Annotated in this window: 17 protein-coding genes and 1 pseudogene; 11 read left to right on the top strand and 7 right to left on the bottom strand. The window is 62.9% G+C overall.

Going from position 1 to position 17,638, the window contains the following annotated elements; all coding sequences use genetic code 11:
* Window positions 1-91: 91 nt before the first annotated feature.
* On the top strand, window positions 92-592 hold the full coding sequence (locus tag NKJ58_RS28285; RefSeq protein ID WP_352854433.1) for an FxsA family protein: 501 nt from the start codon (window positions 92-94) through the stop codon (window positions 590-592).
* A gap of 139 nt (window positions 593-731) precedes the next feature.
* Window positions 732-1,232: a protein-export chaperone SecB gene (gene secB, locus NKJ58_RS28280; RefSeq protein ID WP_023672105.1), complete on the top strand. Its 501-nt coding sequence runs from the start codon at window positions 732-734 to the stop codon at window positions 1,230-1,232.
* 242 nt (window positions 1,233-1,474) lie between these two features.
* On the opposite strand, the gene dnaQ is transcribed toward secB, so the two are convergent.
* The 5 genes from dnaQ to NKJ58_RS28255 all read right to left on the bottom strand — a co-directional run bounded on the left by dnaQ (window position 1,475) and on the right by NKJ58_RS28255 (window position 5,333).
* Window positions 1,475-2,179 (bottom strand): DNA polymerase III subunit epsilon, encoded by a 705-nt coding sequence (gene dnaQ / locus NKJ58_RS28275; RefSeq protein ID WP_023672106.1) that lies wholly within the window; start codon window positions 2,177-2,179, stop codon window positions 1,475-1,477.
* A gap of 125 nt (window positions 2,180-2,304) precedes the next feature.
* Window positions 2,305-2,889, bottom strand: a complete 585-nt coding sequence (coaE, locus tag NKJ58_RS28270; RefSeq protein ID WP_023687592.1) for a dephospho-CoA kinase — start codon at window positions 2,887-2,889, stop codon at window positions 2,305-2,307.
* Window positions 2,890-2,916: 27 nt separating this feature from the next.
* On the bottom strand, window positions 2,917-3,744 hold the full coding sequence (locus NKJ58_RS28265; protein WP_023685038.1) for a shikimate dehydrogenase: 828 nt from the start codon (window positions 3,742-3,744) through the stop codon (window positions 2,917-2,919).
* The gene (locus tag NKJ58_RS28260; protein ID WP_023685039.1) at window positions 3,737-4,336 is read right to left on the bottom strand and encodes a Maf-like protein; all 600 of its coding nucleotides are present in this window, start codon (window positions 4,334-4,336) and stop codon (window positions 3,737-3,739) included. The genes NKJ58_RS28265 and NKJ58_RS28260 overlap by 8 nt, the downstream gene beginning before the upstream one ends.
* 58 nt (window positions 4,337-4,394) lie before the next feature.
* Window positions 4,395-5,333: a pyruvate, water dikinase regulatory protein gene (locus tag NKJ58_RS28255; protein ID WP_488505159.1), complete on the bottom strand. Its 939-nt coding sequence runs from the start codon at window positions 5,331-5,333 to the stop codon at window positions 4,395-4,397.
* A 283-nt stretch (window positions 5,334-5,616) separates the two neighbouring features.
* Between NKJ58_RS28255 and hemE the strand changes: the two genes are divergently transcribed.
* From hemE to yddG, 4 genes are all read left to right on the top strand, one after another.
* The gene (gene hemE / locus NKJ58_RS28250) at window positions 5,617-6,648 is read left to right on the top strand and encodes a uroporphyrinogen decarboxylase (protein ID WP_352854432.1); all 1,032 of its coding nucleotides are present in this window, start codon (window positions 5,617-5,619) and stop codon (window positions 6,646-6,648) included.
* Window positions 6,648-7,190 carry a protoporphyrinogen oxidase HemJ gene (gene hemJ / locus NKJ58_RS28245; protein WP_352710464.1) on the top strand — a complete coding sequence of 181 codons (543 nt, stop codon included), beginning with the start codon at window positions 6,648-6,650 and terminating at the stop codon, window positions 7,188-7,190. The genes hemE and hemJ overlap by 1 nt, the downstream gene beginning before the upstream one ends.
* Before the next feature lie 163 nt (window positions 7,191-7,353).
* Complete coding sequence (gene rho / locus NKJ58_RS28240) at window positions 7,354-8,619, top strand: transcription termination factor Rho (protein ID WP_023672113.1); 1,266 nt, start codon at window positions 7,354-7,356, stop codon at window positions 8,617-8,619.
* 167 nt (window positions 8,620-8,786) lie between these two features.
* Window positions 8,787-9,713 (top strand): aromatic amino acid exporter YddG, encoded by a 927-nt coding sequence (gene yddG, locus NKJ58_RS28235; protein ID WP_352854430.1) that lies wholly within the window; start codon window positions 8,787-8,789, stop codon window positions 9,711-9,713.
* Between the two features lie 275 nt (window positions 9,714-9,988).
* Here the strand turns inward: yddG and NKJ58_RS28230 are convergent.
* Window positions 9,989-10,148, bottom strand: a pseudogene (locus tag NKJ58_RS28230) (DUF255 domain-containing protein); the annotation flags it as partial.
* A 44-nt stretch (window positions 10,149-10,192) separates the two neighbouring features.
* On the opposite strand from NKJ58_RS28230, the gene mnmE reads away from it, so the two are divergent.
* From mnmE to NKJ58_RS28205, 5 genes are all read left to right on the top strand, one after another.
* Window positions 10,193-11,515 (top strand): tRNA uridine-5-carboxymethylaminomethyl(34) synthesis GTPase MnmE, encoded by a 1,323-nt coding sequence (mnmE, locus tag NKJ58_RS28225; RefSeq protein ID WP_352520186.1) that lies wholly within the window; start codon window positions 10,193-10,195, stop codon window positions 11,513-11,515.
* 332 nt (window positions 11,516-11,847) lie between these two features.
* A complete protein-coding gene (gene mnmG / locus NKJ58_RS28220; RefSeq protein ID WP_352520187.1) occupies window positions 11,848-13,722 on the top strand; it encodes a tRNA uridine-5-carboxymethylaminomethyl(34) synthesis enzyme MnmG in 1,875 nt (624 codons plus the stop codon).
* Window positions 13,719-14,351 (top strand): 16S rRNA (guanine(527)-N(7))-methyltransferase RsmG, encoded by a 633-nt coding sequence (gene rsmG / locus NKJ58_RS28215; RefSeq protein ID WP_023751004.1) that lies wholly within the window; start codon window positions 13,719-13,721, stop codon window positions 14,349-14,351. Before mnmG ends, rsmG begins: the two co-directional genes overlap by 4 nt.
* 65 nt (window positions 14,352-14,416) lie before the next feature.
* Window positions 14,417-15,214 (top strand): ParA family protein, encoded by a 798-nt coding sequence (locus tag NKJ58_RS28210; RefSeq protein WP_023692913.1) that lies wholly within the window; start codon window positions 14,417-14,419, stop codon window positions 15,212-15,214.
* A 61-nt stretch (window positions 15,215-15,275) separates the two neighbouring features.
* On the top strand, window positions 15,276-16,163 hold the full coding sequence (locus NKJ58_RS28205) for a ParB/RepB/Spo0J family partition protein (protein WP_023824091.1): 888 nt from the start codon (window positions 15,276-15,278) through the stop codon (window positions 16,161-16,163).
* 272 nt (window positions 16,164-16,435) lie between these two features.
* On the opposite strand, the gene holA is transcribed toward NKJ58_RS28205, so the two are convergent.
* On the bottom strand, window positions 16,436-17,479 hold the full coding sequence (gene holA / locus NKJ58_RS28200) for a DNA polymerase III subunit delta (protein WP_352520188.1): 1,044 nt from the start codon (window positions 17,477-17,479) through the stop codon (window positions 16,436-16,438).
* Between the last annotated feature and the right edge of the window lie 159 nt (window positions 17,480-17,638).

The following is a 17,638-nucleotide window of genomic DNA, read 5'->3' as shown; positions in this document are numbered from 1 at the left end:
TCAAATCAAAGGCAGGCATACCTATCTAACGGCCTCAGTGCCAGCGGCGATTATGCGCCGCCCGGCAAACATGGAAACGATCGGTCAAGACTTGCGCATTTCCTTCCTTCCTCTGTTCCTGCTTGCGCTGCCGCTGCTGGAAATCGCCGGTTTCGTCATTGTCGGCCGCGAGGTCGGGGCGCTGGCTACGGTCGGCCTGGTGCTGGCTTCAAGCATTGCCGGCGTGCTTCTGCTCCGGCACCAGGGTTTTGGCGTCATGGCGCGGGTCCGCGCCGAGATGGCCGGCGGCGGCAACCCCAGCCGCCAGTTCGCGCATGGCGCCATGATCGTGGTCGCCGCGATCCTGTTGATCATCCCTGGCTTCATTACCGATATTATCGGCCTGCTGCTGTTCCTGCCGCCGGTGCGCGACCTTGCCTGGCGCAGGCTCAAGGGCCGCATCGTCGTCGCGACCGATTTCACCGCCGGCGGTTTTCGCGGCAGGTCGCGCGACAAGGTCATCGACCTCGACGACCGCGACTATTCGCGTGAGGACGATTTCAAGCGCGGTCCCGACCATAACTCGCCGTGGCGCCGCCTGAAGGACGACTGAACGTCACCTTGCCAACGACTGACTATTGACCCCTTTCGGCCTGAAGGCGGCAAACCTTGTCTTGTCTTGCCGACCATGCTAGCCAACGCCCGATTTCAATTCGGTCAGCGCTGCTGTCCAGGCAAAAGGAACAAGGCTCATGGCCAGCAAAGATGACGCGCCGGTCGGCGCCGCCAACGGCAACGGCGAAACGGCGCAGCCGTCGCTCAACGTGCTTGCCCAGTATGTGAAGGACCTGTCCTTCGAAAGCCCCGGCGCGCCGAACTCGCTGCGCGGCCGCGACAAGGCCCCCGGCATCGCGATCAACGTCAATGTCAATGCCAACCCGCTCTCCGACAAGCAGTTCGACGTCAATCTGACCTTGAACGCCAAGGCGTCCTTCGACCAGGAAGTGCTGTTCAATGTCGAACTGGTCTATGGCGGCGTATTTGCCATCGCCGGCTTCCCGCAGGAGCACATGCTGCCGATCCTGTTCATTGAATGCCCGCGGCTTTTGTTCCCGTTCGCCCGCCAGATCATCGCCGAAGCCACCCGCAATGGCGGCTTCCCGCCCCTGATGCTCGACCCGATCGATTTCGCCCAGATGTTCCAGCAGAAGCTGGCAGAGGACCAGGCGGCATCGAAGGTCAAGGTGAGCTGAAGGCAAGCGTCACGCGCATGAGTTGAAAGCCCGGCTTCGTGCCGGGCTTTTTGTATACTGAGATGCTGGCGGGACAGCACCCCCTCTGCCTTGCCAGGCATCTCCCCCTCATCGCGACCTTCGCCAACTTTAGACGTTGCAGGAATGGGCTGGAGCGGCGAAGCTGCTGATCTCCCCCCTTGAGGGGGAGATGGCCGGCAGGCCAGAGAGGGGTGTGACGGAACGCTACCTCCGCGATCCGTTCACCCCGCCGCCACCTTCAGCCACAGCGCCTTTTCACCCAGCGTCGCCACCAGCCCCGCATGCGCCGCTCGCTCGCCCTCAGTCAGGCGCGGCGGCAGGGCGATTGGCCTGGCGGCGATCGAGATGTCGATGTCGGCAACGTCGCCATTGCTGTTGAGCTGCACCACGACCGCGTCGAGGACAAGTGCGGCCTGCTTGCCGCCGATGAGTTCGATGTAGACCTCGGCCAGGAGCTCGGAATCGAGCAGCGCGCCGTGCTTGGTGCGGTGGCCGTTGTCGATGCCGTAGCGGCGGCAGAGCGCGTCGAGCGAATTGGGGCCCATCGGATGCTTGCGCCGCGCCAGCGCCAGCGTGTCGACGACGCGCCCGGTGTCTATGGCCGGCTGGCCGAGCCGCCCGAATTCCGTGTTGAGGAAGCCGATGTCGAAATTGGCGTTGTGGGCGACGAGCTTGGCGCCGTCGGTGAAGGCGAGCCATTCCTCGGCGATTTCGGCAAAGGTCGGCTTGCCGACGAGGTCGGCGGCGCTGATGCCGTGCACGGCTTGCGCCTCGACATGGACGGCGCGCCCCTGCGGATTGATGAATTTGTGGAAGGTGCGGCCGGTCGGGAAGCGGTTGACCAGCTCGACGCCGCCAAGCTCGATGATGCGGTCGTCGCGCATGTCGAGTCCGGTGGTTTCGGTATCGAAAATGATCTCACGCATAGAATCAACTCACTCCTGGAGGAGTAGAATCATGGAGCGCAACAAAATGGCAATGGGCAATGCCGACAGCCTGCCGTCAGGAGCCTTATGGGCGCGACTTATCCCCCAGGAGTTAGCAGGCGAGCTCAGCGCCCTGAGAGCTCGGCAATGATCGCGCCGACCGCGCTGCGGGCGGCGTCCATGCCTTCACCGGTGTCGATGACGAAATCGGCCTGCCGGCGTTTTTCGGCATCGGGCACCTGCTTGGCCAGGATGGCCGCCAGCTTTTCCTCGCTCATATCAGGACGCGCCAGCACGCGGGCGCGCTGGATATTGGCCGGCGCGGTGACGACGACGACCTTGTCGACACGGTTGCGGCCGCCGGTTTCGAACAGCAGCGGAATGTCGAGCACGACGAGCGGCGCGGCGGCGGCGCGGTGCCTTGCCAGAAAGGCATCGGCATCGGCCCGCACCAGCGGATGGACGATCGCCTCCAATGTCTTCAGCGCAGCAGCGTTGCCGAGCACGCGGCGCGCCAACTCGGTGCGGTCGACCGAACCGGCAATCACGGTGCCGGGAAAGGCCGCCTCGACGAGAGGTGCTGCCTTGCCGGCATAGAGGCGATGCACGGTCTCGTCGGAGTCATGCACCGGCACGCCGGCGTCGACGAACATTTTCGCCGTCGTCGACTTGCCCATGCCGATCGACCCGGTGAGGCCAAGCACGATCATCATTTTGCGCCCATCATTTGCGACCCATCATTTGGCGACGATGTCGGCGACGATCATCTGTCGCAACTCAGGCGTGACCTGCGGCTTCTTGCCGAACCAGCGTTCGAAACCGGGCACAGCCTGGTGCAACAGCATGCCGAGCCCGTCGACCGTCTTCAAGTTTCTCGCGCGGGCAGCGGCAAGCAGCGGTGTTTCCAGCGGCACATAGACGATGTCTGCGACAATGGCGTGAGCTGGCAGGCCGGCCGGATCGGCGGCCAGCGTCGCATCGCCATGCATGCCAAGTGCCGTCGTGTTGATCAGCAAGCCGGCATCGCCAAGCAAGTCGCCGACCGCGCCATGCGCCGAGACGCCGGCCCCGAAGCGGTCGGCGAGTTCCTGCGCCCGCGCCAATGTGCGGTTGACGATGCGGATATCTTTGATGCCGCGCGATTTAAGCGCGTGGATGACCGCGCGCGACGCGCCACCGGCGCCGAGCACCACGGCCGGAGCGTTTCTCTCCCAGCCCCGGGCATGCTCGTCGAGATTGCCGGCAAAGCCGATCCAGTCCGAATTGCCGCCCCACAGCACGCCGTCGTCCAGCCACAGCATGTTGACCGCGCCGATCATCTCCGCCGCCTCGTCGCGGCGCTCGACCCGGGCGAAGGCGACTTCCTTGTGTGGAATGGTGACGTTGCCGCCCTGATAGCCATTGGCCTGGAGGGAAGAGAGGAACTCGGGAAAATCGGCCGGCGCGACATCGATCGCATGATAGCTGCCGTCGATGCCGTATGTGTTCAGCCAATAGCCGTGGATCTTCGGCGAGCGCGAATGCGCGATCGGATGGCCGGTGACGAAAGCTTTTTTCTCAACCATCGATGGCTCCGAGCGCACGCAATTCCGCCAGCACCGGTAACAGCGGCAGGCCGACAATGGTGAAATAATCGCCTTCGATCTTTTCGAACAGCTGGATGCCTTCGCCCTCGATCTGGTAGGCGCCGACGCTCGACAACGCCTTGGCGCCGACGCGGGCCAGGTGCCGGCCGACGAAGGCCGGATCGAGCTTGCGCATGGTAAGGCTGGCGATGCCGACGTGACGCCACAGCACCTTGCCGTTGCGGCAGAGCACGGCGGCGCTGTTCAGCTGATGCGTCTTGCCCGACAGCGCCAGCAGATGGCGGCGGGCGCCTTCCATGTCGGCCGGCTTGTGGAACACTTCATCTCCCAGTGACAAAGTCTGGTCGCAGCCGAGCACCAGGGCGCCCGGTCTGCGTTCGCTGACCTCGGTCGCCTTGGCTTCGGCGAGTATCAGGGCGACATCTTCCGGCGACACACCGCTGTCCTGCAACGGCGCCTCGAGCGCACGCTCGTCGACATCGGCAGGCACCGCTTCGATGCCGAGCCCGGCATTGATGAGCATTGCTTTGCGGAACGGGCTGCCGGAGGCGAGGATGATTTTTTCGGTCATGGGTTCTGGGCCTGGTCGATAGTGGTTGATTGGGGCAGGAGGTCGCGTTGCCATCCCATCATCTATTCTTCCCCCGCAGGGCAACAATGGCTGCCGCGGTCTCTTCGATCGAACGGCGGCTGACGTCTATCATCGGCCAATTGTGGCGGGTGCAGATCTGGCGGGCATAGGCGAGCTCTTCGGCGATCGAGGCACGGTCGACATAATCGGTCGCTTCGTAGGTGCTGCTGTTGCCGAGCACGCGGTTCTGCCGGACATGCGAGATGCGTTCGGCGGTGGCGATCAGCCCGACGATCAGCGGCTTGGTAGCAGCGGCCAGGCTTTCGGGCACCGGCACGCCGAGCACGATCGGGATGTTGGCGGTCTTGATGCCGCGGTTGGCGAGATAGATGCTGGTCGGCGTCTTCGATGTCCTGGAAATGCCGATCAGCACGACATCGGCGTCGTCCATGTTGAGCGGCAGCTGCCCGTCATCATGCTCCATCGTAAAATTGAGTGCGTCGATACGGTGGAAATAATCGGCATCGAGCACATGCTGGGCGCCGACGCGGCGGCCGGCCGGCGTGCCGAGATAGGACTGGAACACGGTGAGGACCGGCTCCAGCACCGAAACGCAGGGCAGCCCCATGGCGGCGCAGCGCTCGTCAATACCGCGCGCCAGCTTCTGGTCGACGACGGTGTAGAGGATGATGCCCGGTTCCTCTTCTATGTCCTCGAAGACTTTCGCCACCTGCTTTTCGGTGCGGATGAGCGGATAGATATGCTCGATGGCGCGCGCATCCTTGTATTGCGCCGAGGCGGCTCGGCCGGCCGCCAGCAGCGTCTCGCCGGTGGCGTCGGAAATCAGGTGCAGGTGAAAGAAGCTCTGGGGTTTGTTCACAGGGGGCGCCTCAGGCTGTGGGCTTGTGTGGATAAACCGGGGCCGCAAAGGCGACCGGCTGGAGGCGACTGTATCAGAAGGCCAGTTGTCCACAATTCGATGCGCTGTCAGCTTCACCGTGCGGCTGGGGACAAATCTGGGGACGGGCGTTTTTGCCAGCGCTTCATCCACAGAGGCGGTTTTTCAGCGGCTACGCGAAACCATTGACTCCAGTGATGGAATCCTGGTCATCCACACTCTTTGACAATCCCGCGGAAGAAACACGCGACAAAATGCTGGCTGGCCTTTTCCAAGGCAAAGCGGGACAGGTGACAACCACCGATACCAACAGACTCTTAGAATCAGAAGATTCTAGAAATAGACTATTTAGTTATAGAGAAGGCAGGGAAGAGAGCGCTCAATGCCCGAGAACCGCATCGTGCTGGACGTGCTGAGAGGCGAGGCAGTGTTTCCGCCGCCGCTCTGGATGATGCGCCAGGCCGGGCGCTATTTGCCGGAGTACCGCGAGACCAGAAAGCGCGCCGGGTCCTTTCTCGATCTTTGCTACAATCCTGATCTGGCTGTCGAAGTGACGCTGCAGCCGATCGAGCGCTTCGGCTTCGATGCCTCGATCCTGTTCTCTGACATTCTGGTCGTGCCGCATGCGCTGGGACGCGATGTCCGCTTCGAGGAGGGCCGCGGGCCGCTGCTGACGCCAATCACTGCAGCTGAGATTTCGGCTCTCAACAGTGAAACGTTTCACGTGAATCTCGAACCGGTCTACGAGACGGTTCGCCGGCTGCGGGCAAGATTGCCTGACGAGACCACGCTGATCGGCTTCTGCGGCGCGCCGTGGACGGTGGCGACCTACATGATCGCTGGCCACGGCACACCCGACCAAGCGCCGGCGCGGCTGTTTGCCTATCGCGAACCGACGGCCTTCAAGCATCTCCTGAAAGTGCTCGCCGATCACTCCGCGGCCTATTTGATCCGCCAGATCGAAGCCGGTGCCGACGTGGTGCAGATTTTCGATTCCTGGTCCGGCGTGCTTGATGATGCGTCTTTCGAGCAGTTCTGCGTGCAGCCGGTGGCGGAGATTGTCGGCCAGGTTCGTGCGGTTCATCCCGATGTACCGATCATCGGCTTTCCCAAGGGCGCCGGCGCCCGCTACGAGACCTATCGTGAGAAGACCGGTGTGACGGGGCTGGGGATCGACTGGACCGTGCCCCTGGCGGCTGCGAACGAACTGCAGCATTCAGGGGCGGTCCAGGGCAATCTCGATCCCTTGCGGCTCGTGGCTGGCGGCAAAGCCCTGTCGGAGGGTGTCGATGCGATCCTCAAGGCGCTGGGCGATGGACCGCTGATCTTCAATCTCGGCCATGGCATTACGCCGGAGACGCCGGTGGCACATGTCGAGGCGATGGTGAAGCAGGTGCGGAGCGCGACACGCTGATGGCTCAATCGGATAATACGGGCGGCAACAGCACTCGTGGGGCGATGATGCGCATGACCATCGGCATCGGAGTGCTGGTTGTTCTCACCGCACTTTTGTTTTTCTTTGCGCCTGAGGGTTTCTATCCCTGGGCGAAGGCAATCCATATCCTGGCCGTCATCTCCTGGATGGCCGGCATGCTCTATCTGCCGCGATTGCTGGTCTACCACGCCGACGCAGAGAAGGGGTCCGTCCAATCGGAGACCTTCAAGGTGATGGAGCGGCGTCTGCTGCGCGGCATCATCAATCCGGCGATGATCGTCACCTGGGTGTTCGGGCTTTGGCTTGCCTGGAAAGTGTTTGGCTTTCACGGCGGCTGGCTGCACGCCAAGATGGGCTTGGTGCTGTTGCTGTCGGGCGTGCATGGCTATCTGGCCGGTGCTGTCAGGAAATTCGCCGAGGACCGCAATGAAAAAACGGCGCGGCACTGGCGAATCGTCAACGAGATCCCCACATTGCTGATGATCGCCATCGTCATCCTGGTTGTCGTCAAGCCGTTCTAGGCCCATTTCGGTCGACAAAACGCAGCTTGCTCTTTCCCCCGACCGACGATAAAAGACGGGTCTTCCTTCCCGTCATGCGCCGCCCTTGATTGCTTTCGGCCGCGCCCGGCATTTATCGCATCCAGCCGATATATTTTCCCCAAAGCAGATTCAGAGTCCGTCTATGCAAGAAATGAAGCTCGCAGAGTTCAAGAACAAGAAGCCGCCAGAGCTGATTGCCTATGCCGAATCGCTCGAAGTGGAAAACGCCAGCGTCATGCGCAAGCAGGAACTGATGTTTGCCATCCTGAAGAAACTGGCCGCCCAGGACGTCGAGATCATCGGCGACGGTGTGGTCGAGTTGCTGCAGGACGGTTTCGGCTTCCTGCGCTCAGCCAACGCCAATTATCTGCCAGGTCCCGACGATATCTACATCTCGCCCTCGCAGATCCGCCGCTTCTCCTTGAAGACCGGCGATACCGTCGAAGGGCCGATCCGCAGCCCAAAAGAGGGCGAGCGCTATTTCGCCCTTCTCAAGGTCAACACGATCAATTTCGACGATCCCGAAAAGATCCGTCACAAGATCCATTTCGACAATCTGACGCCGCTCTATCCGACCAAGCGGCTGAAGATGGAGATCGACAATCCGACCGGCAAGGACATCTCGTCGCGCGTGATCGACCTGGTGGCGCCGATCGGCAAGGGACAGCGCGCGCTCATCAACGCGCAGCCGCGTACCGGCAAAACGGTGCTGATGCAGAATATTGCCCACTCGATCACGGCCAATCATCCGGAATGCTATCTGATCGTACTTCTGATCGACGAACGGCCAGAAGAAGTGACCGACATGCAGCGTTCGGTGAAGGGCGAGGTCGTGTCCTCGACCTTTGACGAACCGGCGGTGCGCCACGTCCAGGTCGCCGAAATGGTCATCGAAAAGGCCAAGCGCCTGGTCGAGCATGGCCGCGACGTCGTTATTCTGCTCGATTCGATCACCCGCCTCGGCCGTGCCTACAACACCGTCGTGCCGTCCTCCGGCAAGGTGCTGACCGGCGGTGTCGACGCCAACGCGCTGCAGCGGCCAAAGCGCTTCTTCGGCGCGGCCCGCAACATCGAGGAAGGCGGCTCGCTGACCATCATCGCCACCGCGCTGATCGACACCGGCAGCCGCATGGACGAAGTCATCTTCGAAGAGTTCAAGGGCACCGGCAACTGCGAAATCCAGCTTGACCGCAAGGTCGCCGACAAGCGCATCTACCCGGCCATGGACATTTTGAAGTCCGGCACCCGCAAGGAGGACCTGCTGGTCTCCAAGCAGGATCTGCAGAAGATCTTCGTCCTGCGCCGCATCCTGGCGCCGATGGGAACCACGGATGCGATCGAGTTCCTGATCGACAAGCTGAAGCAGACCAAGACCAACGCCGATTTCTTCGATTCGATGAACACGTAAGCTTCTCGTCGGCCATCGTTTCGCATTGAAGCCCCGTTCCGGGAACTGGGACGGGGTTTTTCATTGCGGGGGCAAACAGGTCGCATTTCCGACAGGGCGTGGCCTTGGGCGGCAATTTCCATCGCTGTCGTCATGCGAGTAATCGCGTCTCGAAGATCGGAGGCCGCATGAAGAAAACAATCCCGACCCTGATCGGCTTCTCGGCCATTCTGACATGGTCGTTCCTGGCGCTGCTTTCGACTGCGGCTGGACCGATTCCGCCCTTTCAGCTGGCGGCGATGACGTTTCTGCTTGGCGGGTTGGCCGGCGCGTCGAGCTGGCTTGTCCGTCCGGCGGCGACCAAGTCGCTGCGCCAGCCGTGGCAGGTCTGGGCGCTCGGCACAGCGGGGCTGTGCATCTACCACTGCGCCTATTTCTTCGCCATCCAGTCGGCGCCGCCGGTCGAGGTCAGCCTGATCGCCTATCTCTGGCCGTTGCTGATCGTCGTCTTTGCCGCCTTCCTGCCTGGAGAAAAGCTGAGGGCCCATCACATTGCCGGCGTCATGCTCGGCCTTGCCGGCGCCATTGTGGTGATCACCAAGGGCGGCACGATCGGACTGGCCAATGGTGTGATGAAGGGGCATGTCGTCGCGCTGTTCTGCGCTTTCATCTGGGCCGGCTATTCGGTTTTGTCGCGCCGCTTCGGCAAGGTGCCGACCGATGTCGTCGCCGGTTACTGCTTCATCACGGCTGCGGTCGCCTTGCTGCTGCACCTGACGCTTGAGACCACCGTCTGGCCACAGACGGCGACGCAGTGGAGCGCCATCGTCATCTTGGGCGTAATACCGCTAGGCGCCGGCTTTTACGCCTGGGACTATGGCTGCAAGCACGGCGACATCATGATCCTTGGCGCCCTCTCCTACGCGGCGCCCCTCTTCTCGGTCATCGTGCTTCTGCTGGCAGGCTTTGGTGTGTTTCACTGGTCGGTGGCTGTTGCTTGCATCCTGATCACGGTCGGAGCGGTGGTCGCGGCCAAGGATTTGCTGTTCGGGCCGCGGCCGCCATCCATTGATGTGACGCCGCTTCCTTCGGCCTTGGACGGAAACACGGGTTGAGCTACCGGCGTCGCAACAGCGGCTCGGTTCCTACGGATCCGGCGCCACCGGCAGGATAGCCGGTGCATAGCTCCGGTCTGCCGGTCGGCGGCCGGATGCCACTGGCCAATGTTCGGTCGATTCGCATGCGTTCCGATCGCGGAGACGATCGGCCGTGACGTGGGTCGGGATTTCCGATTCGCAACCGGAACGAGGCCTAGAAGCGGCGGGTTCCAGCTTCACGGTTCCGGACCAGGCACAGGCGTTGACGATGCCGGCCTGCGTAGGGCTTGCTGGCCCGCCCAGAACTGCTTGGCGTCAGGATCAGGACCATGGTCAGCGGCCACCCGCCTGATCGCCCATGGATGACAAGGCGGCCATACAGATTTGGCAATCCGGCCGCTCCTCGCGATCGACCTTGATATTGACGAACTGCCGGTTCATGACGGCCGCGATACTGTGGGATTGTTGACAGCTAGGCGACCGGTGAGAACGGGCAAATGATTTCGGGCGATTCGATCGTTGCGCTTTCCAGCGGGCGCCTCCCCGCCGGCATCGCTGTCATCCGCATTTCCGGACCGAGGACTCGATTCGTTGTCGAAACGGTGGCCGGTGGCAGAGTCAAGGACCGGGTTGCGACCCTGCGCAAGCTCCGAACGGTGGACGGGTCGCTTGTCGACAACGGCCTGGTGCTGTTTTTTCCCGGGCCGAACAGTTTTACCGGCGAGGATGTCGCCGAGTTCCACGTCCATGGCGGCCGCGCCGTCGCCGGCAAGATGCTGGAGATCGTCGCCGGCTTTGACGGCCTGCGTCATGCGGAGCCTGGGGAATTTACGCGCCGGGCTCTTCTCAACGGCAAGCTGGATCTGGTCGAGACGGAGGCGTTGGCCGATCTGGTCAACGCCGAAACCGAAGCGCAGCGGCGCTTTGCCGTGCAGAATGCCGAAGGAGTGCAAAGCGAACTCTATCTTGGCTGGCGCCATCGCCTGATCCATGCACGGGCCATGATCGAGGCGGAAATCGACTTCGCCGACGAAGACGACGTGCCCGGTTCCGTTTCGGACACGGTTTGGTCCGATGTGCGCGCAATGGTGGGGGAGATCGGCCGGCATGTCGATGGCTTCCATGCCGCCGAGATCATCCGTGACGGGTTTGAGGTTGTCATCCTCGGTGCACCGAACGCCGGCAAATCCAGCCTGTTCAACGCGCTGGCCAGGCGTGAGGCGGCGATTGTTACCGACGAGCCCGGCACGACGCGGGACTTGCTCGAAGTGGTGCTGGATGTCCACGGAGTGCGGGTCAGGGTAACCGACACCGCGGGCCTGCGCGAGGCGCCCGGCAAGATCGAAGCGATTGGCATCGAAAAAGCGCGGGCAAAGGCCGATATGGCTGAACTGGTGCTGTTGCTGGAAGATCTGGCGGACCCGACTGCGATCGGCAACATGCCTGTCGACGCCCCGGTTTTGAGAATCGGCACCAAGGTCGATCTCTTGAAAGGTTCGCCGCGATTGGAGGCCTATGATGCGTTGATCTCGACGGTGGACGGCACTGGGTTGGCTGAACTCCTGGCCGAGATCGGCAGGCGCGCCGCGGCTGCTATCGGCGATGCCGGTGACATCCTACCGTCTCGGTTGCGGCATGTGGAGCTGCTCAATGAGACCAGGCGCTTTCTGATCTCGGCTTTGTCCGGGCAAGAGCGCGGCCAGGAGCTGCGGGCGGAAGAACTGCGCCTTGCCGCCGACCGGCTTGGCCGGATTGTCGGCGCAGTGGATGTCGAGGACCTGCTGGACGTAATCTTTTCGCAGTTTTGCATTGGAAAGTGACTCACGTGGAACAGGGGGGGGCGCGCGGTGTGAGTGACTCACGTGAAACATTGGGGGCCCCCAAGCGCGTTTCACGTGAAACGAGACGTTTGGCAAAAGGGCAAGTGGCCGAAAGCCTGCACCGCCCCTCATTGTCCCCGTTCATGGGGAGAAGATGCCGGCAGGTAGATAAGGGGGCAGCGCCAACCGAGGCTTCGCTGCTTCCATGACTCACGTGAAACGCCTCTGCGGCTTTCTGCACTCCGTTCCACGCGAACGAATCAACCTGCAATCCTTGACAGCGTCCTCTCGTGGGGACATGTGTCGGGAAATCTCTGAATCTGGAAGGGACAATGATCGATCACTATGATGTGGTTGTGGCGGGCGGTGGCCATGCCGGGTGCGAGGCTGCGAGCGCTGCCGCGCGCGCCGGCGCCAGGACCGCGCTGGTCACGCTGCGCTTCGACACGATCGGTGTCATGTCCTGCAATCCGGCGATCGGCGGCCTCGGGAAGGGCCATCTGGTGCGTGAGATCGACGCCATGGACGGGCTGATGGGCCGCATCGCCGATGCTGCCGGCATCCAATTCCGCCTGCTCAATCGCCGCAAAGGCCCTGCCGTGCGCGGGCCGCGCACGCAGGCCGACCGCAAGCTGTATCGGCTGGCCATGCAGGAAGCGATTCGGCAACAGAACGGTCTCGACGTCGTCGAAGGCGAAGTCTTGGATTTCGAGATCGAAGAAGGACGGATCGCCGCTGTGCTCCTGGCCGACGGGCGCCGGTTGGCGTGCGGTGCAGTCGTCCTGACCACCGGCACTTTTCTTCGCGGCCTCATCCACATTGGCGACAGGAAGATTGTCGCCGGGCGGATGAACGAGCAAGCGAGCCTTGGCCTGTCGGCGACGATGAGCCGCGCCGGTTTCGCGCTTGGACGGCTGAAGACCGGCACGCCGCCGCGGCTCGATGGCCGCACCATCGACTGGGCGTCGCTGGAAAGCCAGGCGGCCGACGAACATCCAGTGCCGTTCTCGCTGCTCACCGACACAATCAAGAATCCGCAAATCCATTGCGGCATCACGCGTACGACACCGGCGACGCACGAGCTGATCCGCGCCAATCTTGGCCGCTCCGCCATGTATTCCGGCTCGATAGAGGGGGTCGGACCACGCTATTGCCCGTCGATCGAAGACAAGATCGTCAAGTTCGGCGATCGAGAAGGTCATCAGATATTCCTCGAGCCGGAAGGGCTGGACGACGACACGGTCTACCCCAATGGCATTTCGACCTCCCTGCCCGAGGATGTGCAACTCGACATACTCAAAACTATACCCGGGCTAGAGCGGGCGACCATGCTGCAGCCCGGCTACGCCATCGAATACGACCATGTCGATCCGCGCGAGTTGGAGCCGACGCTTGAGACCAAACGTATTGCGGGGCTTTTCCTCGCCGGTCAGATCAACGGCACCACCGGTTATGAAGAAGCCGGAGCGCAGGGCCTGCTCGCCGGGCTCAACGCCGCGCGCAAGGCGGCGGCCGACGACCAAATCGTGCTCAGCCGCACCGAAGCCTACATCGGAGTGATGGTCGACGACCTCACCAGCCGCGGCATTGCCGAGCCCTACCGCATGTTCACTTCGCGGGCGGAGTTTCGCCTATCGCTGCGCGCCGACAATGCCGATGAAAGGCTTACGCCTCTGGCAAAACGGCTTGGTATCGTGTCGCCGGAGCGGACGCAGCGGTTCAATCAAGTCACACAGGATCTTGATAGGGCGCGAGAACTCGCAGTTGCGACGACGATGACGCCCAACGAAGCAGCGCGGCATGGGCTGGAGATCAACAGGGACGGCGTGCGCCGCTCCGCCTACGAATTGCTCGCTCATCCCGGCGTCGATATCGCCTGGCTGGCCCGTGTTGCGCCGGCTTTTGGCGCAATCGACCCCAAAACCGCCGAGCGGCTCGAAACGGAAGCGAAATATTCGGTTTACCTTGATCGCCAGCAGGCAGATGTCGCACAGATCCGCCACGAGGAAAGCCGGTTGATCCCGGCGTCAGTGGATTTCGCCGATGTTCCTGGCCTGTCCAATGAGCTGAAGCAGAAGATGCTAACGCGTCAGCCCCGGTCGATCGCTGACGCGCAGCGTATGGAAGGCATGACGCCGGCGGCGCTGGCCATCATCGTCGCGCACGTCCGCAACGCCGAATCGGCCGCCCAAAGGGCCGTTGCGTGAGCGCTGCCTCATGGGCGAGCCTGCAAGAGGCCGCGGGACCGGTTTCACGTGAAACATTCGATCGGTTGGTGACGTTCGAACAGTTGTTCCTGAAATGGAACCGCAGCATCAATCTGGCCGCGCCGTCGACGCTGGACGATGTCTGGGGCCGCCATATTCTGGATAGCGCGCAGCTGGCGCGAATCGCACCGCAGGCCAAACGCTGGGCCGATCTCGGTTCGGGCGGCGGTTTTCCGGGCCTGGTAATGGCCTTCCTGCTGGTCGAACGCGATGGCGCGTCGATCGATCTGGTCGAGAGCAACCGCAAGAAAGCATCGTTTTTACAGGCGGTCATTGGCCAGTTCGGTTTGCCGGCACGGGTCGTCGCCCGGCGCATTGACGACAGCTATGCGCTTGTTTCCGAACCGGAAATCATCACGGCGCGGGCGCTGGCCGCGCTGCCGGCGCTGCTCGATCTGTCGGCGCCGTGGCTGACCAAGGGATCGCGGGCGCTGTTCCACAAAGGCCGGGATTACCGCTCCGAGGTGGAAGAAAGCACTCACCGCTGGGCTTTCGATCTGGTAGAACATCCGAGCATGACCGACGCCCATGGCGTCATCCTCGAAGTGACCGATCTGCGGACGGCGTAAGCTCTCCTTCGCAACCTTGGCGACGCAATGAATACCTGGCCCACATGAATACCTGGCACAGACCCATGAAAACCGGACCTCGCACCATCACCGTCGCCAACCAGAAGGGCGGCGTCGGCAAGACCACGACCGCCATCAATCTGGCCACGGCGCTGGCCGCCATCGGCGAAAAGGTGCTGATCGTCGATCTCGATCCGCAAGGCAATGCCTCGACGGGTCTCGGTATCGACCGCAAGGACCGCACCGTCTCCTCCTACGATGTGCTGACCGGCGAACTGGGCCTGGAAGAGGCGGCCATTCCAACGGCGGTGCCCGGCCTGTCGATCGTGCCGTCGACGCTCGATCTGCTCGGCATCGAGATGGAAATCGCCTCGGCGCCGGATCGCGTGCTCAAGCTGCGCAACGCGCTGCGCGCCGCCACCGAGCGCGGTGCGCCGTTCGGCTATGTGCTGATCGACTGCCCGCCCTCGCTCAACCTTTTGACTTTGAATTCAATGGCGGCAGCCGATTCTGTTCTTGTGCCGCTGCAGTGCGAGTTCTTCGCGCTGGAAGGGCTAAGCCAACTCCTGGAAACGGTGGAGCAGGTGCGCCGTTCGATCAATCCGGACCTGATCATCCAGGGCATCGTGCTGACCATGTATGACGGCCGCAACAACCTCGCCAACCAGGTGGTTCAGGACGTGCGGGCACATATGGGCGACAAGGTCTACGAGACCATCATTCCTAGGAATGTGCGAGTGTCCGAGGCGCCCTCCTATGGCAAGCCGGCGATCCTCTATGACCTGAAATGCTCCGGCAGCCAAGCCTATCTGCAATTGGCATCCGAAGTGATCCGCCGCGAGCGAAAATTGCGCGCTGCATGATTAGGCAGGCTCGATAAACAAAGCGATCCGGCACCGAAACGATCAAGAATCTGGAATTGAGATGAGCGACGACCTTTCGAGAAAGAGACTGGGGCGCGGACTGGCAGCGCTGATCGGCGAGATCGATCGCCCGGCAGCGACCGAAAAGCCGGGCTTGAATGCCGACGGCAAGGTGCCGATAGAGTTCCTGAGCCCGAACCCGAAAAACCCGCGCCGGCATTTCGGCGACGCCGATCTGACGGATCTCGCGCAATCGATCCGCGAACATGGCGTCGTGCAGCCGGTAGTGGCGCGGCCTTCGCCGACGCAGGCCGGGCGCTACGAGATCATCGCCGGCGAGCGCCGCTGGCGGGCGGCGCAGCGCGCCGGGCTGACCGAGATCCCGATCATCGTGCGCGACGTCAACGACCGCACAGCGCTGGAACTGGCGATCATAGAAAACGTCCAGCGCACCGATCTCAACCCGGTCGAGGAGGCGCTCGGCTACCAGCAGTTGATCGACGACCACGGCTACACACAGGCCGACCTCGGCAATGTCATCGGCAAGAGCCGCAGCCACGTCGCCAACACGCTCAGGCTGTTGAAGCTGCCCGACGTAATCCGCGACATGCTGGTCGACGGCGTGCTGTCGGCCGGCCATGCCCGGACGCTGGTGACGGCGCAGGATCCCGCCGGGCTAGCCAAGCAGATCGTCGAAGAAGGGCTTTCGGTGCGCCAGGCCGAGGCGCTGGCGCAGATGCCGGCGGGCGGCACGCCGCCCAAGGCAAAACCAGCACACGGCGCATCGGGCAAGGATGCCGACACGCTGGCGCTGGAAAGGCTGATGACCAACACGATCGGCATGATCGTGACCATCGAGCACAAGGGCAAAGGCGGCGCGATCCGCGTGGACTACCGCAGTCTGGAGCAGCTCGACGAGCTATGCCGGCGGTTGAAGGATGAGCGGTAGAGGGTTGGGGCTGCGCCATATTTAGCCGGCGAATGAAGTTCTGGCTTAGGATGAAGAAAGGGCTTGGCGGTTGCCGGCCCTTCTTTTTATTGGCGATTGCCGAAGGGATCGAACTGCTGATCTCCCCCCTTGAGGGGGAGATGGCCGGCAGGCCAGAAGGGTCGTCTCCCATCAAGCGCCGACCTCGTTTGTCGTTGCGAAAGGCGCCAGCGCTCCACGCGCCGCGACCCCCTCTGTCGCCTTTGGCGACATCTCCCCCTCAAGGGAGGAGATCACCGCTGCGCCAGCCTCCCGCTCTCCACCGCAATGGCGAGCAGCGCCTGCCGCGCCAGCGCTTCCGACAAATCCGGCCTGCGCCTGGTCTGCAGCACGGCAGATTGCAGCCGGTTCAGCGCGCGGCTGAGCGCCTCGACGTTCCAGCGCTCCAGCGCCTTCTCCACCAGCTTGCGCCGCGAGAAAAACACCGGCGGACGGGCGCCGGCCACTGCCGAGGCGGCGTTGCGGCCGGCGGTGTCCATCTGGCCGCGCATGACCTGAAGCTGCTGCAGCTGCCGCATCGCCGAGGACAGTACCAGGAAAGGATGGCCGCCGGACAGGCAGTGGCGGGTGAAGGCGGTGTCGAAGTCACCGATCCTGCCCTCCAGCACAGCATCGACCGCGTCGTCGAAGGAGGCGCCGGAGACGTCGCCGGACATCGCCCTTACGTCGTCGAGGCTGATGTCCTTCTGGCCGTGGGCATAAAGCACCAGTTTTTCGATCTCGCCGCGTGAGGCCAACCGGTCGCCGCCGAGATTGCGGCGCAGCGCCTGGCGTGCGTCGAGCGCCATCGACATGCCGGCCTTGCGCAACTCGTCGTCGATGACGCTGTCGATGTCGCGGGCTTCATCGGCGTAGCAAGGCAGCGCCATGGCGGTGTCGGCGGCCTCGACGATCGCGCGCAGTCCGACGCCCTTTTTCAGGTCGCCGGCCTCGATGAGAATGATGGCGTCGCGCGCGGGCTCCGCGGTCAGCGCCTTGACGTCCTCAGCCAGCGGCTTCTGGCCGCTGGCGTTGCGCACCCACAGAAGCCGCCGGTCGGAGAACATCGGCACGGTGCGGGCTTCGTCCAGCAACCGGCCCTGGTCGCGATCGACCTCCGCGCCGTCGAGCCGTACGACGGAAAACGGATCGTCGAGCGGCAGGCCGGTTTTCGCGGCAAAGGTTTTGGCCCGCTCGGCGACCAAGCCGCGGTCGGGTCCGTAAAGCAGGACGATCGATATGCGCGCGTCAGGCTTCGCCAGCCACGAATCGACCTCGTATCCTTTTTTCTGCGCCATGGAGGGTGGTTAGCATGATGCGGTCGCTGAGTGAACGTTCTCCAAAGCGTTCGAGACCTTGGCGTGTCCAGCCGATAGATGGGTAACACTTTGAACCGGATACATAGGTGACACTTCTCTCCCCCTATGCGTCCGCCGCAGCGCCAAGCGGATTGGTTG

The sequence above is a fragment of the Mesorhizobium sp. M0139 genome (genome assembly GCF_040322455.1).
Classification (GTDB): Bacteria; Pseudomonadota; Alphaproteobacteria; order Rhizobiales; family Rhizobiaceae; genus Mesorhizobium.
This window is presented reverse-complemented; position numbering and strand designations above follow the sequence as displayed.